The 23,401-nt window shown below is 62.8% G+C and carries 18 protein-coding genes and 5 tRNA genes; 16 read left to right on the top strand and 7 right to left on the bottom strand.

What is annotated here, in order from left to right; genetic code table 11:
- Window positions 1-107 precede the first annotated feature (107 nt).
- From P0D87_RS07045 to P0D87_RS07035, 3 genes are all read right to left on the bottom strand, one after another.
- Window positions 108-1,292 (bottom strand): porin, encoded by a 1,185-nt coding sequence (locus P0D87_RS07045; protein WP_053858286.1) that lies wholly within the window; start codon window positions 1,290-1,292, stop codon window positions 108-110.
- Window positions 1,293-1,361: 69 nt separating this feature from the next.
- The gene (locus tag P0D87_RS07040) at window positions 1,362-3,785 is read right to left on the bottom strand and encodes a glycoside hydrolase family 31 protein (RefSeq protein WP_053858285.1); all 2,424 of its coding nucleotides are present in this window, start codon (window positions 3,783-3,785) and stop codon (window positions 1,362-1,364) included.
- 18 nt (window positions 3,786-3,803) lie between these two features.
- Window positions 3,804-5,090 (bottom strand): MFS transporter, encoded by a 1,287-nt coding sequence (locus tag P0D87_RS07035; RefSeq protein ID WP_006053087.1) that lies wholly within the window; start codon window positions 5,088-5,090, stop codon window positions 3,804-3,806.
- 604 nt (window positions 5,091-5,694) lie between these two features.
- Here P0D87_RS07035 and P0D87_RS07030 point away from each other — a divergent pair.
- The 6 genes from P0D87_RS07030 to P0D87_RS07005 all read left to right on the top strand — a co-directional run bounded on the left by P0D87_RS07030 (window position 5,695) and on the right by P0D87_RS07005 (window position 12,868).
- Entirely contained in the window at window positions 5,695-6,042 is a 348-nt protein-coding gene (locus tag P0D87_RS07030; protein WP_006053088.1) for a hypothetical protein, read from the top strand.
- A 342-nt stretch (window positions 6,043-6,384) separates the two neighbouring features.
- Entirely contained in the window at window positions 6,385-8,211 is a 1,827-nt protein-coding gene (locus tag P0D87_RS07025) for an extracellular solute-binding protein (RefSeq protein WP_408636769.1), read from the top strand.
- A gap of 64 nt (window positions 8,212-8,275) precedes the next feature.
- Complete coding sequence (locus tag P0D87_RS07020; protein ID WP_053858284.1) at window positions 8,276-9,313, top strand: microcin C ABC transporter permease YejB; 1,038 nt, start codon at window positions 8,276-8,278, stop codon at window positions 9,311-9,313.
- Window positions 9,313-10,419, top strand: coding sequence for an ABC transporter permease (locus P0D87_RS07015; RefSeq protein WP_006053091.1), 1,107 nt, complete (start codon window positions 9,313-9,315; stop codon window positions 10,417-10,419). Before P0D87_RS07020 ends, P0D87_RS07015 begins: the two co-directional genes overlap by 1 nt.
- Before the next feature lie 2 nt (window positions 10,420-10,421).
- On the top strand, window positions 10,422-12,068 hold the full coding sequence (locus P0D87_RS07010; RefSeq protein ID WP_053858283.1) for an ABC transporter ATP-binding protein: 1,647 nt from the start codon (window positions 10,422-10,424) through the stop codon (window positions 12,066-12,068).
- A gap of 137 nt (window positions 12,069-12,205) precedes the next feature.
- A complete protein-coding gene (locus P0D87_RS07005; RefSeq protein ID WP_053858282.1) occupies window positions 12,206-12,868 on the top strand; it encodes a C40 family peptidase in 663 nt (220 codons plus the stop codon).
- A 121-nt stretch (window positions 12,869-12,989) separates the two neighbouring features.
- Here P0D87_RS07005 and P0D87_RS07000 read toward each other — a convergent pair whose 3' ends face one another.
- Window positions 12,990-13,940, bottom strand: a complete 951-nt coding sequence (locus P0D87_RS07000; protein ID WP_006053094.1) for a patatin-like phospholipase family protein — start codon at window positions 13,938-13,940, stop codon at window positions 12,990-12,992.
- 421 nt (window positions 13,941-14,361) lie between these two features.
- Here P0D87_RS07000 and gltX point away from each other — a divergent pair, with 421 nt between their 5' ends.
- From gltX to P0D87_RS06965, 7 genes are all read left to right on the top strand, one after another.
- Window positions 14,362-15,771 (top strand): glutamate--tRNA ligase, encoded by a 1,410-nt coding sequence (gltX, locus tag P0D87_RS06995; RefSeq protein ID WP_029970822.1) that lies wholly within the window; start codon window positions 14,362-14,364, stop codon window positions 15,769-15,771.
- Between the two features lie 139 nt (window positions 15,772-15,910).
- Window positions 15,911-15,986: transfer RNA gene (locus P0D87_RS06990), tRNA-Ala, on the top strand.
- Window positions 15,987-16,172: 186 nt separating this feature from the next.
- Window positions 16,173-16,248, top strand: a tRNA-Glu gene (locus tag P0D87_RS06985).
- A gap of 80 nt (window positions 16,249-16,328) precedes the next feature.
- Window positions 16,329-16,405, top strand: a tRNA-Asp gene (locus P0D87_RS06980).
- Between the two features lie 61 nt (window positions 16,406-16,466).
- Window positions 16,467-16,542: transfer RNA gene (locus P0D87_RS06975), tRNA-Glu, on the top strand.
- Between the two features lie 92 nt (window positions 16,543-16,634).
- Window positions 16,635-16,711, top strand: a tRNA-Asp gene (locus P0D87_RS06970).
- 142 nt (window positions 16,712-16,853) lie between these two features.
- Window positions 16,854-17,318 carry a GNAT family N-acetyltransferase gene (locus tag P0D87_RS06965; protein ID WP_013338845.1) on the top strand — a complete coding sequence of 155 codons (465 nt, stop codon included), beginning with the start codon at window positions 16,854-16,856 and terminating at the stop codon, window positions 17,316-17,318.
- 16 nt (window positions 17,319-17,334) lie between these two features.
- Here the strand turns inward: P0D87_RS06965 and P0D87_RS06960 are convergent, their stop codons facing one another.
- Window positions 17,335-18,255: an AraC family transcriptional regulator gene (locus tag P0D87_RS06960; protein WP_029970823.1), complete on the bottom strand. Its 921-nt coding sequence runs from the start codon at window positions 18,253-18,255 to the stop codon at window positions 17,335-17,337.
- 145 nt (window positions 18,256-18,400) lie between these two features.
- Between P0D87_RS06960 and P0D87_RS06955 the strand changes: the two genes are divergently transcribed.
- Complete coding sequence (locus P0D87_RS06955) at window positions 18,401-18,802, top strand: gamma-glutamylcyclotransferase family protein (protein ID WP_006052985.1); 402 nt, start codon at window positions 18,401-18,403, stop codon at window positions 18,800-18,802.
- Between the two features lie 139 nt (window positions 18,803-18,941).
- Here the strand turns inward: P0D87_RS06955 and aceB are convergent, their stop codons facing one another.
- Window positions 18,942-20,552 (bottom strand): malate synthase A, encoded by a 1,611-nt coding sequence (aceB, locus tag P0D87_RS06950; protein ID WP_029970825.1) that lies wholly within the window; start codon window positions 20,550-20,552, stop codon window positions 18,942-18,944.
- A 96-nt stretch (window positions 20,553-20,648) separates the two neighbouring features.
- On the bottom strand, window positions 20,649-21,467 hold the full coding sequence (locus P0D87_RS06945) for a haloacid dehalogenase type II (protein ID WP_053858281.1): 819 nt from the start codon (window positions 21,465-21,467) through the stop codon (window positions 20,649-20,651).
- A 147-nt stretch (window positions 21,468-21,614) separates the two neighbouring features.
- On the opposite strand from P0D87_RS06945, the gene P0D87_RS06940 reads away from it, so the two are divergent.
- Both P0D87_RS06940 and P0D87_RS06935 read left to right on the top strand, forming a co-directional pair.
- Window positions 21,615-22,517, top strand: a complete 903-nt coding sequence (locus P0D87_RS06940; protein WP_029970826.1) for a LysR family transcriptional regulator — start codon at window positions 21,615-21,617, stop codon at window positions 22,515-22,517.
- Between the two features lie 172 nt (window positions 22,518-22,689).
- Window positions 22,690-23,124, top strand: a complete 435-nt coding sequence (locus tag P0D87_RS06935) for a universal stress protein (RefSeq protein ID WP_006052989.1) — start codon at window positions 22,690-22,692, stop codon at window positions 23,122-23,124.
- The last annotated feature ends 277 nt before the right edge of the window (window positions 23,125-23,401 follow it).

Here is a 23,401-nt window from a genome sequence, read left to right as displayed (position 1 = left end):
GATCAAACCAAGTTTTTCTGCTTTGTATTTCTCGCCGCGGAGTTAGAAGAATGAAAGCGCGGAAGATGCGCTGCAACGCCGGCAGCGCATCGTGCCCGGATGCAAAGTTAGAACGCGTGCCTCAAGCCGACCATGCCGACGAACTGCGAAGGTCCCGACGACGGCGTCGTGTTCTGCGAGTCACCGACCACGGCCACCGCGTCGATGATGCTCGTCGCGCTGCTGCCCGCCGCGGCGAGCGTCTTCCCTCGCGCGAGCTGATACGCCTCGAGCGCGTAGAGCGTGGTGCGAGGGGAAAGGCTGTACGTCTGTTCGAGCGAAATCTGGTGATAGCGCGCGGGATCGCTGACGCCGTTCGCCTTGCTCGCCCGCGTGTAGCTGTAGCCGGCGCCGACAATCACGGCCGGCGTGATCCGGTAGGTCGAAATCACGCCGTAGGTATTGAACACGCCTTCGCTTGCGAACAGCGAGCCGTGGCCCGGCGCGTATTGCACATTCGAATAGTTGATGCCGACCATCAGATCCTGCGCGGTGTAGCGTGCCGCGGCCGCGAACAACTGCGCACTGCGCGCCGTCGCGTAGCCGCTATTCACCGGCGAATTGATCGCGTAAGTGCCGAGCGCGGCGCTCGTCGCAATGTCCTTGAGCTTGACGTAGCCCGCCGCGATGGCGAACGGTTTGTAGTCGTAGCGGAACGCCGCGCTGAAGTGGCTACCGTTCGCGACACTGCCCGGCACGCCGCCGAGCCCGTATTGCGCGCTGAATTGCAGACCTGCGAATGTCGGCGATAGATAGGTTACCGAATTATTCAGGCGTAGCGTGGTGTCGAGTGCGTCGATGTCGCCGGGATGCGCGCCTGTTGCGCCGGTCAGCACGCCGGTCGGTCCTAGTGCGCCGACCATCTGGAAGTAGGACGTGTACTGGCGGCCGAGCGTCACGGTGCCATAGCGGTCATTGCTGAGCCCCACATACGCCTGCCGGTTGAAGATGAAACCCGAACTGCTCTGCGCGCCCGTCAGCGAGTTGAAGCCGCTTTCAAGCCGGAAAATCGCCTTGGTGCCGCCGCCGAGATCTTCCGCGCCGAGCAGGCCGAATTTGCTTGCTTGCAGATTGCCCTGGCTCATATAGAAGTTCGCATGGCCGCGCTGATTGCTGACATAGGTGAACGCGTTGTCCACCACGCCGTATAGCGTGACGCTGCTTTGTGCCGATGCGCCGCTCGACAGCAATGCGCCCGCGAGCGGCAGGCACGACATGACCGCGCGGGTCCGTGCGCGCTTCGATGAATTCATGGTGAGAAGTCTCCGGTCCAGTCTTTCGGTGTTTTCGGTGTTGTGTGATGCAACGGAATAGCGCGCGTTTCAGGGCGCGAGGGAAATGGTCAGGCATCGCCAGCCGTCGGCGGATTCGTCGTTAAGCAGCGTGCCGCGTGTGCACGTGACCGGTCGCGTTTCGTGTGCAGGCACGAACAGACGGACTTCGTTCTGCGTGTGCGGCATCGCGCCTTCGCGTTCTATGGCAACGCGCAGCGTCGCGGCGTCGCTCGCAATCGTCACGTTCCAGCGGCCTTGCGCGCCCGAGCGCCAGGCTTCGCTTTCGCCGTCGTCTTCGATCGCGCCGCCATTTGCTGTGCCTGCGCCCAGGTAAGGCACGGCGATGAACGCGCGTTCGTCGGCGGAGTGACCGAAGTGCTGCTCGGCAATGTTCAATGCGATCACACTGCCTTCGCGCAACAACATGACCGGTTGCTCGAACGGTGCGGGCAGTGTCACGCTCTGGCCGCCGTCGAACGATTCGCCGCTCCAGTACGACACCCAGCGCGTTCCCGTGGGCAGATAGACGTCGCGCGTCGCTTGACCGGCATCCACCACGGGCGCGACCAGCATCGACGAGCCGAGCATCATGTCGTCGCCATCGACGAGACAACGCGGGTCATGCGGAAACTCGGCGAACATGGGCCGCAAAACCGGCTCGTAGGCACTGTGCGATTGCCAGAGCAACTCGTACAGATACGGAATCAGCCGATAGCGCAGCTTGATGAGCGCGGCGATCTGCGGAGTGACTTCCGGGTACATCCACGGCTCGTTGACGGTGCCGTCGTCATTCCACGAATGGATGCTAAAGCGCGGCAGGAAGATGCCGAACGCGACCCAGCGCGCGAACAGTTCGGGACCGGGAGCGGGGCCCGAGAATCCGCCGATGTCATGGCCGCTATTCGACACGCCGGACATCGCGAGACCAAGACCCATCTTCAGATTGAAACGCAGCGTTTCCCACGACGTGTAGTTATCGCCCGACCACGTCTGAACATACCGATGCATGCCCACGCCGCCCGAACGCGAAACGAGAAAAGGCCTGCGTTCAGGGGCGAATTCGCGTTGCGCGTCGCGCGAGGCTCGCATCATCAACTGCGTTTGCAGCACCTTCGCGTGGTGCGCCGGATACGCGTTGCCGAAGCCGCGCGCGATGGCGTCGCGTGTCCAGATTTCGAACTCGTTGTTGTCGTTCCAGGTTGCAGCGATGCCGTGTTTCAGCAGGCTTTCTTTCACCCGCGACTTCCACCAGTCGATCGTGTCGGGATTGGTGAAGTCGAGGTACGCGCCGACTTCGTCCCAGAACTGCACCCACGCGGGTTCGCCGTCGCGCGACTCGATCAGCAGGCCGGCCTTCGCGGCTTCTTCGAATGCAGGGTGGTCTTGCAGCAGGCACGGCTTGATGTTCGCGCACAGACGCACGCCGTGTTCCAGGTAACCGTTGACGAAGCCGTCGATGTCCGGAAACTTCTCGTGATTCCAGTTGAAGACGTAGCGCTTCGCGCCGATCGACGTATAGCCCGACGACAGGTGGAACGAATCGCACAACACGTCGTGTTCGCTGCATCGGTCGATGAATTCGCCCATGCGTTGCTGTGCGTCCGGCGCGTCGGTGTAGCTCATCGTCGAGCCCGAATAGCCGAGTCCCCATTTCGGCATCCACGCGGGACGTCCGGTGAGCCACGTAAAGCGGCGCACCGCGTGCAACGGCGTATCAGCCGACGCGATGAAGTAATAGTCGAGGTCGCCATGCTCGGCGACGAAATGGCGATAGTGGCCGTGATAGTTGTCGAGTTCGCGGCCCATGTCGAAGCGGCAATCGGCGAGCGTGTCGTAAAAGAGCCCGAAGCCCGTCGACGTTTGCGGCTGCCACGTCACGTAAAACGGAATGTGCTTGTAGAGCGGATCGGTCGTGCGCGCGTTGTAGCCCATCGCGTCGATATTGCGCATCTCGTACGACTGCTCCGCGCGATCGAGCGAGCCGGCTCGCTCGCCGAGGCCGACGTAAATCTCGTCCTTGCGCCGCTCGACGTAGTGATAAACGCGCTCGTCCCACCAGCCGAAGTTGTACGCCTGCGTCTTGCGGTCGTTCATCACGCAATGCCATTTGGCGCCGCGCAGAATGTCCCACGCACAGAAGCCGCCGTTAAGCGCCACGCGCAGACGGATGCACGCCGTTTGCACGACGAGTTGCGCGCCGTCGTTCGATACGTGAAAGGGCGGCGGCGTGAAGCCGCTCATATCGCGGCGCTCGCGGCCTTCGAGCGCAACGTCTTCCGCGCCGGGCGCGATCGCCCAGGTGCGCGGGCCATGCAGTTCGCCGTCCGGCAACACCAGCACGCGGATGATGTCTTCGGCAAGAACGAAGAGTTCGATCCGGCAATTCGCGGGGGAAGCGAGAACGATGCGATTGCCTTCGTGAGACGCCAGCGCGAAGCGCGGCGGATGCTTCAGATTCGTGATTGAGCGCATGATGAGTTCTCGATGAAATCACGCCGCTGCATTCGAGGCCGCATCGGCTTCGCGCGGACGTGCATCGCGCGAAACACCGCGCATCAGGATGATCAGCAGCGTCGCGCCGATGATGTCGAAAGCGCCGAGCGCGCCAAAGAGCGGCGTATAGCCGATGGTGTCCGCGAGCGCGCCCACCAGCAGCGAGAAGCCGAGGCCGCCGATCCACGCGGACATGCCCGCGAAACCCGCGACGGTGCCGACTTCGCCCGGATCGAAGACATCGGCGGCGAGCGTATTGACGAGCGCGGAGATCATCTGATGCGCAAAGCCGCCGACGCAGAAAAGTGCGATTGCTTCGTATGGCGAAGCAACGAGACCGATGCAGGCGGGCCCGAGCATCATCAATGCGCCGAGCGCGACGCCTGCAATGCGCGACCAGATCAGCGGCACGCGCAGATGCTTCATCAGGAACGGTGACAGATAGCCGCCGAACAGACCGCCCAGGTCAGCCGCGAGGAACGGCAGCCACGCGAACAGCGCGATCTGTTTCAGATCCATATGGCGCTGCGTGGCGAGGTAAAGCGGAATCCAGAAGCTGAAGGTCTGCCATGCGGGCTCGGCGAAAAAGCGCGCTTGCGCGATTGCCCAGAAGCGGCGCGTGCGCAGCACTTCGCGAATGCTGCTGCGCCGCGCGGCCGGCGGCGTCTGTCCGCTGATGATGGTTTGGCGTTCGGCCTCGCCGATGTGCGCATGCTCGGCCGGCGAACGGTACAACGTGTACCACGCCGCGGCCCAGATGAAGCCGAGCGCGCCCGTCACGGCGAACGCGCTTTGCCATCCGTAACGAAGCGAGAGGAACACGACGAGCGGAGGCGCAAGCAAAGAGCCGAGCGACGTGCCTGCATTGAAGTAACCGACCGCAACCGACTTCTCGCGATTCGGAAACCATTCGGCGACCACTTTCATGCCGGCCGGAATCGCGACGGCTTCAGTGAGGCCCATCAGACCGCGCAGCGCGGCAAGCGAGAACCAGCCGCTCGCGAAGCCGTGCAGCACGCCCGTGAGCGACCAGAGGCACGCAAAGAGGGCGAAGCCCAGGCGCAGACCGATCAGATCGATGATGAGACCGCACACCGGCTGCATGACCGTGTAGCCCACCTGGAACGCGCCGACCACATACGAGTACTGCTGCGTGCTCATGTGCATGAGCTTCATCAACTCGGGGGCCATCACGCCGAGCGCGTTGCGCGACAGGTAATTGACGATCGTCCCAAGACATACGAGAGCGATGATCCACCAGCGCAAACCAATGATTGTCTTCAAAGTCTGTCTCCGTGCCCGCATGTCCGGTGGCCGGCCGCTGACGCGGCAATGCGCGAATTCGAACATTTATCGGCGTTTAGTGTCAGTCATCGTATCACTGAGAAAGCTGTTTCATACTAGGGAAAACCATTGTTTGTAGCGCTGTATGGCCGGATTTAACGTGAGTATATGGGTGACGCGGTCGTGCGGCCGTAATGAAGTCCGACGACTGCTTTCTTATCAAAGGGCGATTAAAATGTTCTTTCGAACATGTAATGTTCATTGACGATCGGCGTGGTCGCCGCCGTGCAGCGCCCGCTCATGCCCGCGTGCGTCAGCAAGCGGGCAGGGGACCGCCGCCGGGCCGCAGGCGGCTTAAACGGCATAATAATTCGCCATCCTATGTATTTCGACGACTGCAGAGACCGCAAAAGCAGGCATGCGCGCCTTTGCCCTGGCTTTCCACTCGCTGCGTTCACCTACTCGGAACCGCCTAGGATGTAACCGGAAGTAACGTCAGACCGATGCTGCGATCTTATGCATCAGTTATTACAAAGTTGAAATACGCGGCTTGCGGGGTTGCGCTATATTTCCGCCAACAACACATTCTTCCAAAGGGTGATCGATGAAGTCCGCTCGTTTTGTTCCGCTTCTTCTCGGGGTTATCGCGTTGGGCGCGTCGGGTGCAGCCATGGCCGGCGGCGTCAATATCGGTGTCAATATCGGCATTCCCGCGCCGGTCTACGTGGCGCCGGCTCCCGTTTATGCGCCGCCTCCGCCGCCCCCGCCGCCCGTCGTGTATCAGCCGGCGCCGGTGTATTACGGCGCGCCGGCCGTCGTGATCGGCTGGCATGGCGACCGCTACTGGGACGGCCGCCGCTACTGGGCGCGCGACGACTGGTATCGCCATCATCCGCCGGGCCGCTATGACTATCGCCGCGATCACTACGATCACGGCCGCGGCTGGCATTGAACGGCAGCCGCGAATCTTTAGCGTCGTTAGCGCCTTTAGCTTCAGCGACGAGACAAACCGAACCGCCCCAACGGGCGGTTTTTTTTATGCCTTCGCGCGTCGGCGATGTGGCCAGCGAACCTACAGTTGGCGTGAGTTTATTCGGTAGAATTCCCTCACCACGCAATTGCCCACTGACCAAAGGCGCTTATGACAACTGGCTCGCGACGGGTTCCATCGCCTCGTGCGCTTCAATGTGTTATCCAATACGTTATTCGACGCGTTACTTCGAGGCGCTCGCGTGTCGGTCCGACCGTTGCATCGCGGTCATCGCGCAAAGCCTGCGTCGCGATAGGGTGTGGCGTGGTCGCTGCGGTAGGTCTCTTCGCGGCGCCGCAGGCTCACGCGGTGTATGCAATCGCGCAGTACGGCGAGCCCAAGTATCCGGCCGGCTTCAAGCATTTTGGCTACGTCAACCCGGATGCGCCGAAGGGCGGCACGCTCGTGCTGGCCAATCCGAGCCGCCTGACCAGCTTCGATAAATTCAATCCGTTCACGCTGCGCGGCAATACCGCGCCCGGCGTCGACCTGCTGTTCGAAAGCCTGACGACCGGTAGCAGCGACGAAGTGGCGTCCGCCTACGGCTTGCTCGCCGACGACATCAAGGTTGCACCGGACGGTCTGTCGGCCACCTTCCATATCAACCCGCGCGCGCGCTTTTCGAACGGCGATCCCGTTACCGCGGACGACGTCAAGTATTCGCTCGACACGCTCAAGAGTCCGCAAGCCGCGCCGCAGTTCATGTCGATCTTCGGTCAGATCGTGCGCGCGGTCGTCGTCGATCCGCAGACGGTGCGCTTCGAATTTCACCAGCGCAATCGCGAGTTGCCGCTGCTCGCGGGCGGCATGCCCGTGTTCTCGCGCAAGTGGGGGATGAAAGCCGACGGCAGCCATATTCCGTTCGATCAGCTCGCGTTCGAAAAACCCATTGGCAGTGGTCCGTATCTGATCGAACGCTACGACAACGGGCGCACCATCGCCTATCGACGCAACCCCGATTACTGGGGCGCGGCGCTGCCGGTGCGCGTGGGCATGTACAACTTCGATCGCATCGTCTACAAGCTGTATTCCGATAGCGTCGCGCGGCTCGAAGCCTTCAAGGCGGGCGAATACGATGCACTCGTCGAGTATGTCGCGCGTAACTGGGTGCGGCGCGATGTTGGGAAGCGGTTCGATAGCGGCGAACTGATCAAGAAGGTGTTCCCGCAGCACAACGGCACCGGCATGCAGGGCTTCATGCTGAACACGCGACGGCCGTTGTTCCAGGACGTGCGCGTGCGCAAGGCACTCGATCTCGCGCTCGATTTCCAGTGGCTGAACCGGCAGTTGTTCTTCAATCAGTACAGCCGTATCGACAGTTTCTTCGCCAACACCGATCTGCAGGCAAAGGGACTGCCTTCGCCCGGTGAACTGGCGCTGCTCGAGCCGTGGCGCGCGAAGCTCGACCCTGCGGTTTTCGGGCCGCCGCCGAAGCAGCCCGACACCGATCCGCCGGGCTCTTTGCGCGCGAATCTGCTGCAAGCCCGCGCGTTGTTGCAAGAGGCCGGATGGACCTATCGCGACGGCGCGCTGCGCAACGCGAAAGGCGAGCCGTTCGAGTTCGAGATACTCGACGACTCCGGATCGGCTGGGCAAATGGAGCCGATCGTCGCGACCTTCATTCGGAACCTGAAAAAGCTCGGCATTACGGCAACGTTTCGCGTGGCGGATTTTGCGGTGTATCAGAAGCGCCTCGACGCGTTCGACTTCGACACCACGACGATTCGCATGCCCGACGTGCAGGTGCCAGGTTCCGAGCAGATCGAGCGCTTCGGCAGCAAGGCAGCGGATACCCACGGCTCGGACAACGTAATCGGCTTGAAGTCGCCGGCCGTCGATGCAATCCTGCGCGCGCTCGTGCAGGCGCAAACGCGCGAGCAACTGCTGGATGCGACGCATGCGCTCGATCGCGTGCTGATGCATGGCTATTATGTGGTGCCGCACTGGTACAGCGCGACGCATCGCGTGGCGTTCAAGCGCGGGCTGGCCTGGCCGTCGACGCTGCCCCTGTACTATGGCGCGGAAGGCTGGATCACGTCGACGTGGTGGTTCGCAGAGCCGCAAGCGGCGAGTCAGGCGAAGCCGCAGTAATCGACCGCATTGAACGTGCACGCTATCGTCATTCACACACCGCCCTCGCAACGGAACGCCCGCCATGTGGAGCTACATTCTCAAACGCCTGCTGCTGATGATCCCGACTTTGCTCGGCGTGCTGACGCTGACCTTCGTCGTGATCCAGTTCGTGCCGGGCGGTCCTGTCGAACAGATGCAGCATGAACTGCGCAAGGGCGCCGAGGGCGCGGCGCCGTTCGGCCTGCGCGCGCACAGCGGCGTGGACGCGCAGCAGATCGCGCAACTCAAGGCGCTCTACGGTTTCGACAAACCGCCGCTCGAGCGCTATGTGCTGATGCTCAAGCGCTTCTCCACGTTCGACCTCGGACAGAGCTATTTCCGCCATCAGAGCGTGTGGTCGCTGATCGTGTCCAAGTTGCCGGTGTCGATCAGCATCGGTTTATGGACGTTTTTTCTCACGTATCTGATTTCGGTGCCGCTCGGCATTTCGAAAGCGGTGCGCAACGGCTCGCGCTTCGACATCGCGACGAGTCTCGTCGTGCTGATCGGTTATGCGATCCCGGGCTTCGTGCTCGGCGTGCTGCTGCTCGTGCTGTTCGGCGGCGGCACGTTCCTGCAGCTTTTCCCGTTGCGCAATCTCACGTCGGATAACTGGGCGCAATTGAGCGTCGTAGGCAAGGTGCTCGATTACCTGTGGCATATCGCGTTGCCGATCACGGCTTCGGTGGTGGGCAGTTTTGCGGTCGTCACGATGCTCACGAAGAATGCCTTTCTCGACGAGATTCGCAAGCAATACGTGCTGACCGCGCGCGCCAAAGGTCTCTCGGAGAAACGCGTGCTGTGGAAGCACGTGTTTCGCAACGCGATGCTGCCGCTGATCGTCGGTTTTCCCGCAGCGTTTATCGGCGCCTTTTTCACGGGCAGTTTGCTGATCGAGACGCTCTTTTCGCTCGATGGTCTCGGCTTGCTGTCGTACGAGTCGGTCGTGCGGCGCGACTATCCGGTCGTGCTCGGCACGCTCTATCTCTTCACGCTGATCGGTCTCGCGACGAAGCTCATTTCCGATCTTTGCTATGTGTGGGTCGATCCCCGCATCCAATTCGAACAACTGGAACGCTGATGAATCGAGCCCGCCTCTCAGCCGATGCAGCAGCGCGCGTCGAACCCGCGCGCGCGTTCGTCTCGCCTTCGCCCGCGCGCCGCATATGGCAGCGCTTTCGCCAACAGCGTCTTGGTTACTGGAGCCTGATCGTGTTCGTTGTGGCCTTCGCGGCGAGTCTCGCGGGGCCGCTTTGGTCGAACGACAAACCGCTCGTGGTGCGCTACGACGGCCATCTGTATTTCCCGCTTTTCAACACCTACGCGGAAACGACCTTCGGCGGCGATTTCCCCGCGCCCGCGGATTATCTCGATCCTTATATCAAGCAGCGTTTTGACGCGCCGGGTAATTTCGCCGTGTATCCGCCGAACCATTACTACTACGACACGCTGAACTATTTTTCGAAAGCGCCCAACCCGGCGCCGCCTTCGCGTGAAAACTGGCTCGGTACCGACGACCGCGGCCGCGATCTGTTCGCCCGTCTGCTGTACGGCTTTCGCGTCTCGGTGGAATTCGGCCTCGTGCTGACTTTCATCGGCACGATACTCGGCATCGCGGCGGGCGCCGTGCAAGGTTATTTCGGAGGACGTACTGATATCGTCGGTCAGCGCCTGATCGAAATATGGAGCGCGATGCCGGAGCTTTATCTGCTGATCATTTTCTCGTCGATCTTCGAGCCGGGATTCATTCTGCTGATCGTGCTGCTTTCGTTGTTCGGCTGGATCGGTCTGTCCGACTATGTGCGCGCGGAGTTTTTGCGCAACCGTCAGCAGGACTACGTGCGTGCGGCGAAAGCGATGGGGCTATCCAACTGGCAGATCATGTGGCGTCACGTGCTGCCCAACAGTCTGACGCCGGTGATTACGTTCCTGCCGTTTCGCATGAGCGGTTCGATTCTCGCGCTGACCAGTCTCGACTTTCTTGGCCTTGGCGTGCCTTCGCCGACGCCGAGCCTTGGCGAGCTGCTCGCGCAGGGCAAGGCGAATCTCGACGCGTGGTGGATTTCGTTGTCGACCTTCGGAGTGCTGGTCGCGATGCTGTTGCTGCTGACCTTCATGGGCGACGCGCTGCGCAACGCGCTCGACACCCGCATCTCCGATGCGATGCGCGCCGGAGGAAACCAGTGAGCATGCAACGGCAAACAAACGGGCAGCAGCACGACGGCGGCGAAGCGGGGAGCCATGCGCCGCTACTGGAACTGGATCACCTTCATGTGAGCTTCGGCGAAACGGTCGCCGTCGACGACGTGACGCTGACCATTCGCCGCGGTGAGCGCATCGCGCTGGTCGGCGAATCGGGTTCGGGCAAGAGCGTGACGGCGCTGTCGATCCTGCGTCTGTTGAGCGACGCGCAGGTGAGCGGCGCGATCCGTTTCGACGGCGAGGATCTGCTTGCCAAAAGCGAGCGCGAGATGCGCGGCCTGCGCGGCTCGGACATCGCGATGATCTTTCAGGAGCCGATGACGGCGCTCAACCCGCTCTACACGATCGGCGAGCAGATCGCGGAAACGATCGTCGTGCACGACGGCGTGCCGGCAGCCGAAGCGCGCAAGCGCGCGGTCGCGCTGCTTGGACGCACGGGCATTCCCGAGCCGGGCAAGCGCGTGAACAGCTACCCGCACGAGCTTTCCGGCGGACAACGGCAACGCGCGATGATCGCGATGGCGCTCGCGTGCCGTCCGCGTCTGTTGCTCGCAGACGAACCGACCACCGCGCTCGACGTGACGATTCGCGCGCAAATCGTCGACTTGCTGCTCGAACTGCAGCGCGACGAGGCCGAAAAGCGCGGCATGGCCGTGCTGCTGATCACGCACGACCTGAACCTCGTGCGCCACTTCGCCCAGCGCATCGCGGTGATGGAAAACGGCGTGCTCGTCGAAAGCGGATCGGTGGAGCAGGTGTTCGAGTCGCCGCAGCATCCGTACACGCAGCGGCTACTCGCGAGCCGGCCGCAGCGCACGGTCGTGCCGGTGCTGCCCATTTCGCCCGTGCTGCTGGAAGCGCGCGGCGTATCCGTCGATTTCAAAACGAAGCTGCCGGGACTCGCCGGCTGGTTCCGCTCGGGGCGGTTTCGCGCGGTCGCCGACGCGACGATTGCCGTGCGGCAGGGCGAGACGCTCGGCATTGTCGGCGAATCGGGCTCGGGCAAGTCGACCCTGGCAATGGCGCTGCTCGGCCTGCAGCGCACCGCGCATGGCGACATCGAATTTCAGGGCAGGGCGCTCGGCAGTTACCGCGGCACGGAGCAGACGACGTTGCGCTCCAACATGCAGGTCGTGTTTCAGGACCCGTTCAGCTCGCTTTCGCCGCGTCAGACGATCGAACGCATTGTTGGCGAAGGGCTCGCGCTGCACCGGCCGCAGATGTCGCCGCAAGCGCGGCGCGATAAGGTGCTTGCCGTGCTGCGCGAGGTCGGGATCGACCGGACCGCGCTTTTCCGGTATCCGCACGAGTTTTCCGGCGGGCAGCGTCAGCGCATCGCGATTGCGCGGGCGCTCGTGGTCGAGCCGCGCATTCTGATCCTCGACGAACCGACCAGCGCACTGGACGTTTCCATCCAGCAGCAAGTGCTGAAACTCCTCGCCGGACTGCAGCAGAAGTACAACCTCGGCTTCGTTTTCATCAGCCACGACCTGGCCGTGATCGGGGCGATGGCACACCGCGTGGCGGTCATGCAAAACGGTTCTATCGTCGAAAGTGGAGACGTTGAGAAGATCTTTGCGACGCCTTCGCACCCGTACACTCGAAAACTCCTGAAAGCCGCGTTGGACCGCTGATTTTTCACCCTTTCACCAATTGGGTGCGTGTCTCGATTGTATTTTTCTATTTGTTTTGACACGTGAATACTTACTGGCTAGTATCGACCAAACTTTTTTCCGTAGACCCCTGATTCTTTAGCAAAAAATACCGACCAATGCAGCACAGAAATCTGACCCAGGCTTGCACGCGCGCCGTCGCCGGGATGTTCATTGGCGTCTTGATCGCAGCAGCTCCCGGCGCTTTCGCCGACGAAGTAAGCAGTTTCAATCAGAATGCCACCTTTTTGCCGACTAACCCGGCGAATTCCTCGTCTTCCTCCAGTTCGCAATCGCTCGGCAACACCGACAGCGGCGCCAAATCGTTTCTTTCCGGCATGGCCGGCAAGGCGGGCGACGTGGTCGTCGGCGCGCTGAACATGATCGGCGTACGCTACCGCTGGGGCGGCAACACGCCGGACTCCGGGCTCGATTGCAGCGGGTTCGTCCGCTACGTGTTCCAGGACACGCTGGGCATGGCGCTGCCGCGCCGCGCCGAGGAAATGAGCCGCGTCGGCGAAAAGGTTCGCGTGAGCGATCTGAAGCCGGGCGACCTGGTGTTCTTCAACACGATGCGCCGCACGTTCTCGCACGTCGGCATCTACATCGGCGACAACAAGTTCGTGCATTCGCCTTCCACGGGCAGCACGATCCGCGTCGACGACATGGATAGCGGCTACTGGGAAAAGCGCTTCACGGGCGCACGCCGGATCGAGACGTCGTATCAGGAAGGCGAAGATCTGCGCAAGCGCGTGAATGCGACGATCGGCGGAAATAACTGATTCCGGTTCGCCGGCGGTTGTTGTGCTGATCCAGCGAAAAAAGCCTGCTTCGTAAAGAAGCAGGCTTTTTTGCGTGTTGCCGCTAAGCCCTTAGGTCCTTCGCCACTAAGCCCTTAAGCCCTTAAGCCGCCACCCGGCTCGCGGCCAGCTTGCGCTGCAACTCCGGCATGATCTTCGCGACGGCTTCCTCGCCGGCGAGAATCGCGGCGTTGCGTTGCGAGAAGTCGCTGCCGCTCATGGCCGCCAGATTCGGCCGGATCACGATGTCGGCGTATTTGTCGAGTTCGTACGCCTTGATCGTCTGGCCCATGATCGTGAAGGTTTGCATCAGCACGTCGAACGAACTGGCCGTGAGGCCGCTTTCCGGGCGCTGCGAGATGTCGACCGCGATCACGAAGTCCGCGCCCATCTTGCGCGCGAACGAGGCCGGCACCGGACTCACGAGGCCGCCGTCCACATATTCATGTCCGCCGATTTTCACCGGCTCGAAGATCGACGGCACGCTGCACGACGCGCGCACCGCAACGCCGGTATTGCCGCGCTGAAAAAGAATCGGCTGGCCGGTTTTCAGGTCGGTGGCGACGACACCAAGCGGCTTGACCATCTTCTCGATCGGCCGATTGTTGAGCGTGGTGTTCAGATAATTCTGCAGCGCGATGCCTTGCAGAAAGCCGCGCGTGCGAAACGGCATGGCCCAGTCGCTGATCGACGCTTCGTCCATGGTGAGCGCGAGCTTGTTGAGCGCAAAGCCGTTCATGCCCGACGCGTAGAGCGCGCCGACCACCGACCCGGCGCTCGTGCCGGCCACCAGATCCACCTGAATGTTGCGCGCCTCGAGCGCCTTGATCACGCCGATGTGCGCGAAGCCGCGCGCCGCGCCGCCGCCCAGCGCGAGCGCGACGCGCAGCGGCCGCTGCGGCTTGTCGAGCGGCGGCGCGTTCGTGGTGGGCGTGGCGGCGTTCGACGACACGCCGTCGATTTTGCTGCCGGCCGTGGTGCAGGCGGCGAGCACCGCTGAGGCGGCCGCGAGCGAAAAATGGCGGCGGCCGTAACGAGGCGACGAAGGTTTCAACGAGTTCTCCAGCAACGGCGTAAGCGGCGAAATGGGCGCCGCCAACTGCCGCGATCAGGCAAGGGTCAGGGACAAACCGGGGACAACACCGAAGACAGCGCCAGGGACAAAGTCCACGCGGCCGCAAACAAAGCGCCTCCAGCGCGCTGACGGGTCCGCGCCCCAGCGCGCGCACATCATAAAGCAAAGCGGCGCGCTCGCGGCGGCGCGTAATGAAACGTTGCATGGACGCTTCCCTGGCGCCTCGCCAGGCCATTCGGACGAGGGCGGCCGGGCCGTCCGTGAAAGGTATAATTCGGCTCTTGCTTTGATTCCTTCGTGTCCGCGCGCGGCAGCCTTTGTGCCGTCCGGGCGCGCTTCGCTGCCGCGCCTGACGGGCGATGTCTGTCCGGCTCCGGCGCCCGTCTTCGAGTAACCGCTAATGACCACCTCCGTTCGCACCCGCTTCGCACCGAGTCCCACCGGCTTCATTCACCTCGGCAACATCCGCTCCGCGCTTTATCCGTGGGCGTTCGCGCGCAAGATGAAAGGGACCTTCGTGCTGCGGATCGAGGACACCGACGTCGAGCGGTCCACGACTGAATCCGTCGACGCCATTCTGGAAGGCATGGAATGGCTCGGCCTCGATTTCGACGAAGGCCCGTTCTACCAGATGCAGCGCATGGACCGTTATCGCGAAGTGCTCGCGCAGATGCAGAGCGCCGGGCTCGTGTACCCGTGCTACATGTCGACGGAAGAACTCGACGCGCTGCGCGAGCGTCAACGCGAAGCCGGCGAAAAGCCGCGTTATGACGGCACATGGCGTCCCGAGCCGGGCAAAGTGCTGCCCGAGCCGCCGGCGGGCGTGCAGCCCGTGCTGCGCTTTCGCAATCCGCTGACCGGCGTGGTCGCCTGGGACGATGCGGTGAAAGGGCGCATCGAGATTTCGAACGAGGAACTCGACGACCTCGTGATCGCGCGGCCGGACGGCACGCCGACCTACAACTTCTGCGTGGTGGTGGACGACCTGGACATGCGCATCACGCACGTCATTCGCGGCGACGACCACGTGAACAACACGCCGCGGCAGATCAACATTCTGCGTGCGCTCGGCGCCGAGCCGCCCGTCTACGCGCATCTGCCGACCGTGCTCAACGAGCAGGGCGAAAAGATGAGCAAGCGTCACGGCGCAATGAGCGTGATGGGTTATCGCGACGCCGGCTATCTGCCGGAAGCGGTGGTGAACTATCTCGCGCGCCTTGGCTGGTCGCATGGCGACGCCGAGATTTTCTCGCGCGAGCAGTTCGTCGAATGGTTCGATCTCGAGCATCTGGGCAAGTCGCCGGCGCAGTACGACCACGACAAACTCAACTGGCTCAACGCGCACTACATCAAGGAAGCGGATAACGCGCGCCTCGCCGGCCTCGCGCGTCCATTCCTCGCCGACCTGGGTATCGACGAAGCGACGATCGCGCAAGGCGCCGATCTGACCGCGGTGGTTGGCTTGCTGAAAGATCGCGCGTCCACGGTCAAGGAGATCGCCGAGAACGCGGCGATGTTCTATCGCACGCCGGCGCCGGATGCCGAAGCCCTCGCGCAGCACGTGACCGATGCGGTGCGCCCGGCGCTCGGCGAACTGGCCGCCGCGCTGAAAACGGTCGAGTGGACCAAGGAAGCCATCGCCGCCGCGCTCAAGGCAACGCTTTCCGCGCACAAGCTGAAGATGCCGCAACTGGCGATGCCGGTTCGTTTGCTGGTGGCGGGCACGACGCATACGCCGTCGATCGATACGGTGCTGATGCTGTTCGGCCGCGAGGTTGTCGTGAGCCGTATCGAGAAGGCGCTGGCTTAAGACGCGGAAGGGCGCAAGCGCATTCGTCCGTGCATTGAGATGGTTTGCGTGCGAGTTCGGAAAAAAGTCGCACGCAGTTGCTCAAAGGGTATTTACAAAGCGCAAAACGGCCTCTAGAATCTCGTTTCTGTTCTGCAAGGGGGGTATAGCTCAGCTGGGAGAGCGCTTGCATGGCATGCAAGAGGTCAGCGGTTCGATCCCGCTTACCTCCACCATCAGAGCAGAGTGAAGTCGTTCCGAAGTCTGGAGCTTGTAGCAAAAAAGACTTCACAAGCCGCTGTATCGTAGTTAAAATAGCGGTCTTCGCAGTTGACGAAACGAATATCTGACCAGTAAGTGCGGTTAGTATCTCAGTTGATTCGAGTCAGCAGCGAGTTAAAGACAGAGTCTGAAAAGATCATGTCCCCTTCGTCTAGAGGCCTAGGACATCACCCTTTCACGGTGAGTACAGGGGTTCGAATCCCCTAGGGGACGCCAAACATCAGCGTCGCTTTAGCAGTAAAGCGGCGCAGCTTGCAGAGACATAACCGACGCTCGCAAGCCAGGGTGTAAAGACTGGAGTGGTAGTTCAGTCGGTTAGAATACCGGCCTGTCACGCCGGGGGTCGCGGGTTCGAGTCCCGTCCACTCCGCCAGACAAAGCCCGTTCATGCAAACTTGAACGGGCTTTTTCATTAAAGGTGTAAGCAGTACGTTGTCCCCTTCGTCTAGAGGCCTAGGACATCACCCTTTCACGGTGAGTACAGGGGTTCGAATCCCCTAGGGGACGCCAGAACATCGGCGTCGTTCGGTAAGAAGTTGAACGGTGCGGTTGGCGAGCGAGCAAAGCCTTGCTTCTCACTTGCCGGTCAGTTGTAAAAATCTGGAGCGGTAGTTCAGTTGGTTAGAATACCGGCCTGTCACGCCGGGGGTCGCGGGTTCGAGTCCCGTCCGCTCCGCCAGATTTTGAAAAGCCCACTTCGAAAGAAGTGGGCTTTTTTTATTTCCGCTGCCTTTCCGCCTGGCTATGCTCGGGACAAACAGCCATTGCCAGCGCGCGCGGCCTGTTTTACCGTTTATCCGACTTCTCTTCGTCGTGCCGCCATGTTCGATCCAACCGAAGCTCCGTCACCGTTCCATCTGCGCAAAGCCAGCATGGACGACTTCGAGTTCGCCGAGGCGCTGACTCACGGCAACATGGGCGGCTACTATCAGCGGCATCATCTCGTCTGGCGCGGCGATCTTTTTCTCGGCAGTTGGCGCGAGTCCGAAAACTTCATCCTCGAAATGGACGGCAAGCCGATCGGCGTGCTGCGCATCACGCAGGAGGGCGATTCGCTGCATATTCGCGACGTGCAAATCGCCGAGGGCTACCGGCGGCTCGGCGCCGGCACCTACCTGCTCGACATGTCGCACCAATGGGCGCGCGAACGTGGACTACGCGAGCTGCAGCTGCGCGTGTTCGTCGACAATCCCGCCGCACGTCTCTATCAGCGCAAGGGCTACAAGCTCGCGGGGCCGCGCCTCGCGCAACTCGGCGCGATTCGTCATCTGGCGCGGCGGGTTTGAGTTCGCCGAGCGGCGCTTAGCGGCGGTCCGCGCCCGGCGCGATAGGGTCGGCGCCCGTCGGCAAAGTCTGTTCAAGAGAAATTTCGTCTTGATCGGCGGCGTCAGCGCTTTCGCCATTTTCCAGCCGATGTTCCGAGCCGCGTTCGATAAACGCGCGCGGGCTTTCGCCAAAGGCACGGCGAAACATCGCGGAAAAAGCGCTCTGGCTTTGATAGCCCAACTCTTGTGCGACGTGCGACAGCGGCCGTCCCTGGCTCAGCAGCGGAATCGCGCGCGCCAGAATCGCCTGCTGGCGCCATTGCGAAAAGCTCACGCCGAGTTCCTGACGAAAAAGCCGCGCGATGGTGCGCGTGCTCGCGCCCACGCTCGCCGCCCATTGCTCGAGCGATTCACCGGGCGTCGGGTCGGCGATCACCGCTTCGCAGAGCGCGCGCAGGCGCTTTTCGTTGGGCATCGGCACCGAAAGGGGCAGCGGCTCGGAACGCGTCAGCTCGTCGAGCGCGAGTGCGCCAAGCAGGCGCTCGCGCGCGGGCGAGAGGCCGGGCGTATCCAGCGCGGCAATGACTTCGCGCAGCAGATTCGACACTTCGACGACACGGGGCGCGTCGAGCCCCGCGGGCACCGTGCTTTCGGTGATGTACAAAGTGCGCAGAAACGCGTCTTCGACGGCCACGACTTCGTGCGTCACATGCGGCGGCACCCAGATGGCGCGCGAGGGCGGCACCATCCACGTCGTGCCGGTCGTGGCCACGCGCAACACGCCGCGCGACGCATACGCGACCTGCGCCCACGCATGCTGGTGACGCGCGAAGTGCGAACCCATCGGCATGGGACGCGAGCGCACGCGAATCGGGTGCGCTTCGTTCGGCTGAAATTCTGGCGGCGTGTCGGTCAGGCTGACGAAGCTCGAGCGGTCCGAGCCGGCGTACGGAGTCATGGGCAAAGGTCGATCCATAAAACGAAACGCCACTGAACGAAGCGCGATCGCGGGCGGGCGGTTTCCTATTGTAGAGCGTGCGCGCTTTGCGACGTTGCATAATGGCCAGTCTGACCGACCACATACTCGAGGAGCACGAACGACGATGCAAACCGTCTTTGTCTACGGCACGCTGCGAGCGGGCGAAGTAAACGACATCCGCGAAGCTGCGGCGCGCAACGAGATCGCCGAGCCGACGCTGCTCGGCACGGCCACGGTTCGCGGCCATCTGTTCGACTTCGGCTCGTATCCGGGCCTGGTGGTCGACGATCAGGGTGTGGACGTGATCGGCGATGTGTACGAAATCGACGATGAACTCGTCGCCGTACTCGACGAAATCGAGGCCGTGTATCCCGGCGTCGAAGATCGTTTTCTGGCTCGCGACGTGATGGTGAAAGTGGACGGCAACGTGGTGAACTGCCGCTTCTATCCGGTCGCGCCGAACACGGTGAAGGGACTGCCGGAAATCAAATCCGGCGATTGGGTCAAGTATCGCGCGACGCGCTGATAGATAGCCCGCAAAAGCGTTGGCACGCCGCAAAAAAAACAGCCCGCGAGACAGCAAGCCTCGCGGGCCGTAAGGCCGGTCATTCTTTGCGCCCGCCGTGCGCCCGCTCGCCACTGCATTGCGACGCGGGCGCCCTTGCTCAGATTTCCTCGTAGAGCGGCAGCGTCAGGAAGTCCGTGAACTGCTCCGACGTCGACATCTGCTCGAAGATCTGCGCCGCGCGCTCGTACGGCTTCGTATCGCCGCCGACAGCCTGCTTCACCTTGTCGAGTTCCTGCACGGCGAGTTCGCGCACCAGTTCCGCCGTGACCTTGCGGCCGTCGTCGAGCGTGCCCTTCGGCGAGCGAATCCACTGCCACACTTGCGAGCGCGAGATCTCGGCGGTCGCGGCATCTTCCATCAGGTTATGAATCGGCACGCAGCCGTTGCCCGCGAGCCATGAGCCCAGGTAGTGAATGCCGACGTTGATGTTGTTGCGCAGACCCGCTTCGGTGATCGGCGCTTCGGGACGGAAGTCCGTGAGATCCGTCGCGGTCACGAGCACGTCGTCGCGTTGCTTGCCGATCTGGTTCGGCTTGTCGCCGAGCACCTTCACGAACTCTTCCATCGCGATCGGCACGAGGCCAGGATGCGCGACCCAGCCGCCGTCGTAGCCGTCGCCGGCATCGCGCGCCTTGTCCGAGCGCACGCCGGCCATGGCCTTGTCGTTCGCGGCCGGATCGTTCTTGATCGGAATCAGCGCGCTCATTCCGCCGATAGCCGGCGCATTGCGGCGATGGCAAGTCTTCAGCAGCAACAGCGCATAGGCGCGCATGAAGGGCGACGTCATCGTGATCTGCGAGCGGTCCGCGAGGCAGAAGTCGCGGTCGGACTTGAACTTCTTGATCGCGGAAAAGATGTAGTCCCAGCGGCCGGCGTTCAGGCCCGAGCTATGTTCGCGCAGCTCGTACAGGATCTCGTCCATTTCGAACGCGGCGAGAATGGTTTCGATCAGCACCGTCGCGCGAATCGTGCCGCGCGGCACGCCGACCGCTTCCTGCGCGGCGACGAAGATGTCGTTCCACAGACGCGCTTCGAGATGGCTCTCCATCTTCGGCAGATAGAAGTAGGGGCCCGAGCCGCGCGCGACCAGTTCCTTCGCGTTGTGCACCATGAAGAGCGCGAAATCGAAGATGCCGCCGGACACGCGCTTGCCGTCCACCTTCACGTGCTTTTCGTCGAGATGCCAGCCGCGCGGACGCACGATCAGCGTGGCGACCTTGTCGTTCAGCCTGTAGCTCTTGCCGTTCTGCTCAAGCGAAATCGTGCGGCGCACCGCGTCCTTCAGGTTGATATGGCCGGTGATCTGGTTATCCCAGCTCGGGGCGTTCGAATCCTCGAAGTCGGTCATGTACGAATCCGCGCCCGAGTTCAGCGCGTTGATGATCATCTTGCGCTCGACCGGCCCGGTGATTTCCACGCGGCGGCATTGCAGGTCGCGCGGCAGCGGCGCGATGGTCCAGTCGCCTTCGCGCACGCTCTTCGTCTCGGCGAGGAAGTCGGGGCGCTCGCCGGCGTCGAGGCGCTTGGTCCGTTCGGCGCGTGCCTGCAGCAACTGCTGACGGCGCGGCTCGAACGTGCGATGCAGCGCGGCGACGAGCTCGAGCGCCTCGCGCGTGAGAATCGCTTCATAGCCGGGCTTGATTTCGCCGGTGATTTCCATGCCTTGCGGCAGGTCTAACGATGACAGCGATGGCAGCGAATTCGCCATGTTTTCTCCTTGGTCGGTCAGATTGCGAAGATGCAAAGTTGAGGTGCGGTTGTAATCGTTTGAGTGGGCTTGATGAGTCGGCTAAGGGAGGCGCGGCTATGCGCCCCCGCTGCTGCGCGGACGGCGCGTGCGGCTCGCGGCGGTGGCGCGGCTTGGGCGCGGCGCATCGCCGGCAGATGCGAGCGTCTTCACGAAAGCCAGCAGATCGTTCATGCCCGCGCCCGTGCCGTGCGGCGTCACGCCCAGTTCCTCGAGCGGCGCGTTCTGGCGGTTGAGCCAGAACGTCGTGAAGCCGAACCACGTCGCGCCCGCCACGTCCCAGCCATTCGACGAAACGAAGACGATCTCGCGCGGCTCCGCGCCGAAAGCCTGGGTGCCGAGCGCGTACGCGACGGGCGCGGGTTTGTAGGCGCGCACGGCGTCGACGGAAAGCACGTGGTCGAACAGGCCGCTCATGCCCGCGCTTTTCACGGCGACGTCGAGCATTTGCGGATTGCCGTTGGAGAGAATCGCCAGGCCGGGGCGCGCGCTAGTCGCCGCTGACGACGAAAGCCCATCGCGCAAAAGCCGCAGCGCCGGCACCGCATCGGGAAACGCCGACAGACACGCGTATTCGTCCATCAGACGTTTTTCCGCGGTACGGCCGAGCGTGAGCTGGAGTTTTTTCGCGGAAAAGCGCAGAGCGTCGAGTGTAATGTCCCAGAACGGACGATAGTGCGCGGCGCCTTCGCCGGCATCGGCGAGCGTGCGCAACTGCGTGTATTCGATCTGTTTCTGGCGCCACAACTGGGAGAGCGCGTCGCCGCGCCCGGGGAAGATCTGCTCCGCCGCGGCGACCACCGAGTGCACGTCGAACAGCGTGCCGTAGGCGTCGAAAATGATGGCTTTTGGGGAGAGTGTCGTTGTGGCCGACATTGCCGTGCGCTCCTGTCAGAGGTCGGGACGATTGTATTAGGGGTACTGCGCGCTAAAAAAGAGGCTAAAGATCACTTGATCTTTTACTTTCATCCGCCTAATCTGGCGCGCATCGGCCAACCTTGCCGCGCGAGCGTCGCTTCTTCCATGGACCGTTTCAAGCAGATCGAGACTTTCGTCACCGTCGCGGCCAAAGGCAGCCTGTCCGCCGCGGCGCTTGCCGAAGGGGTGGCGCCGGCGATCATCGGCCGCCGTATCGACGCGCTCGAAGAGCGCCTCGGCGTCAAGCTGCTGGTGCGCACGACCCGCAAGATCACACTGACCTTCGAAGGCTCGGCGTTTCTCGAGGACTGTCAGCGCATCATTCACGACATGCAGAACGCCGAGGCGAGCGTGTCGGCGGGCGGCGTGAAGGCGAGCGGGCATTTGCGCGTTTCCGCGCCGGCCGGCTTCGGACGCCGGCACGTCGCGCCGCTGGTGCCGGCGTTCACCGTCGCGCATCCCGATGTGTCGATCACGCTCGATCTGTCGGACCGGCTCGTCGATCTGGTCAACGAAGGTTTCGATTGCGCGGTGCGGCTCGGCGAACTGCCTGATTCCTCGCTCGTGTCGCTCAAGTTGGGCGAAAACCGGCGCGTGTGCGTGGCGTCGCCCGCGTATCTGAGCCGGCGCGGCGCGCCGCACAGCCTCGCCGATCTCGCCCAGCACAACTGTCTCGCGCTCGGCGCGAGCGCCAATCAGCAGCGCGGCTGGATGTTCCAGCACGACGGCAAGGTGGTGTCGATCAAGGTATCGGGCACGATGGAATGCTCGGACGGCGCGGTGCTGCACGAGTGGTGCCTCGAAGGCCACGGCCTCGCGTGGCGCTCGTGGTGGGAAGTCGGCGCGGACATCGCGGCGGGCCGGCTCGTCAGCGTGCTCGACGAGTTCGCCGCGCCGCCCATCGGCATTCATGCGGTGTTTCCGCAGCGCCGCCATTTGCCGCTGCGCGTGCGGCTCTTCCTGGATTTTCTCAAGCATACGTATGGCCTTCCAGACTACTGGGGATGACGCCGCGCAACGGGTTTTCGATATTCGGACAGACCCGCAATAAGACCTGGGCGCCGGTTTCTGCGGCCTACAATCGGTTTTAAGGCGTGGATGAAAAGCGCCGCGGGGATTGCGCTTAAACCCGACCCGCAACCGCAGCAGCAACCCAAGCGGGCACGCAAACGGAGGGCACATGTTCAGGCACATTCTCGTCCCGACCGACGGTTCGGACCTCTCGCGCAAAGCGATCGCCGGCGCCATCGATCTCGCACAGGCGGTCGGCGCGCGCATCACCGCGTACGCGTGCCTGCCGCAATATCCGTACGCGCCGTTCTCCGAGATCGCGGTCGAACCGCCGTCGGAGTTTCTCAACCGCAGCGAGCGCGAAGCGCAAGAGCATCTGCGCGAAGTCGAGTTTGCGGCGAGCCGCGTCGGCGTGGTCGTCGATCGACGCACCAGCGTGCATCCCGCGCCGTATCTCGGGATCATCGAAGCCGCGGAGCGTGGTGGCTGCGATGTGATCTTCATGGCGTCACACGGGCGGCGCGGTCTCGGCAGCCTGCTGATCGGCAGCGAAACGCAGCGCGTGCTCACGCACACGAAAATTCCCGTGCTGGTGTATCGCTGAAATCGCGGATACCGGCGCTTATCGTCGTCGCTATCGCCGTCGTTATCGCCGTGGTGATCGCTGATAGTGGAGAACGCGCCGGCGCCTGGGCCGGCGCGTCGTCCATTCGCCGCACAATCCGGTGATGCCTGGCTGTGCTGGCTTTATGCAGCCCCCGCCTTACCGTCAACTCCCTCCGGCGCTGCGCACAAGAACCGCCGATGCGCCTCCGAAGCTCCTCCCTGCCGACGGCGGCCAGCCGGCGCAACCGCTGCGCCGCCCGTCCGCTGTCTATCTG

The organism is Paraburkholderia sp. RL17-368-BIF-A (genome assembly GCF_046054045.1).
In the GTDB taxonomy this organism is placed as follows: domain Bacteria; phylum Pseudomonadota; class Gammaproteobacteria; order Burkholderiales; family Burkholderiaceae; genus Paraburkholderia; species Paraburkholderia graminis.
The sequence above is the reverse complement of the archived record's forward strand: the minus strand, read 5'-3'. Positions and strand labels throughout refer to the sequence as shown.

Coding starts and splice junctions, on each gene's coding strand:
- P0D87_RS07045 (WP_053858286.1), bottom strand. CDS start 1,292: ATGAATTCATCGAAGCGCGCACGGACCCGCGCGGTCATGTCGTGCCTG.
- P0D87_RS07040 (WP_053858285.1), bottom strand. CDS start 3,785: ATGCGCTCAATCACGAATCTGAAGCATCCGCCGCGCTTCGCGCTGGCG.
- P0D87_RS07030 (WP_006053088.1), top strand. CDS start 5,695: ATGAAGTCCGCTCGTTTTGTTCCGCTTCTTCTCGGGGTTATCGCGTTG.
- P0D87_RS07020 (WP_053858284.1), top strand. CDS start 8,276: ATGTGGAGCTACATTCTCAAACGCCTGCTGCTGATGATCCCGACTTTG.
- P0D87_RS07015 (WP_006053091.1), top strand. CDS start 9,313: ATGAATCGAGCCCGCCTCTCAGCCGATGCAGCAGCGCGCGTCGAACCC.
- P0D87_RS07010 (WP_053858283.1), top strand. CDS start 10,422: ATGCAACGGCAAACAAACGGGCAGCAGCACGACGGCGGCGAAGCGGGG.
- P0D87_RS07005 (WP_053858282.1), top strand. CDS start 12,206: ATGCAGCACAGAAATCTGACCCAGGCTTGCACGCGCGCCGTCGCCGGG.
- gltX (WP_029970822.1), top strand. CDS start 14,362: ATGACCACCTCCGTTCGCACCCGCTTCGCACCGAGTCCCACCGGCTTC.
- P0D87_RS06965 (WP_013338845.1), top strand. CDS start 16,854: ATGTTCGATCCAACCGAAGCTCCGTCACCGTTCCATCTGCGCAAAGCC.
- P0D87_RS06960 (WP_029970823.1), bottom strand. CDS start 18,255: ATGACTCCGTACGCCGGCTCGGACCGCTCGAGCTTCGTCAGCCTGACC.
- P0D87_RS06955 (WP_006052985.1), top strand. CDS start 18,401: ATGCAAACCGTCTTTGTCTACGGCACGCTGCGAGCGGGCGAAGTAAAC.
- aceB (WP_029970825.1), bottom strand. CDS start 20,552: ATGGCGAATTCGCTGCCATCGCTGTCATCGTTAGACCTGCCGCAAGGC.
- P0D87_RS06945 (WP_053858281.1), bottom strand. CDS start 21,467: ATGTCGGCCACAACGACACTCTCCCCAAAAGCCATCATTTTCGACGCC.
- P0D87_RS06940 (WP_029970826.1), top strand. CDS start 21,615: ATGGACCGTTTCAAGCAGATCGAGACTTTCGTCACCGTCGCGGCCAAA.
- P0D87_RS06935 (WP_006052989.1), top strand. CDS start 22,690: ATGTTCAGGCACATTCTCGTCCCGACCGACGGTTCGGACCTCTCGCGC.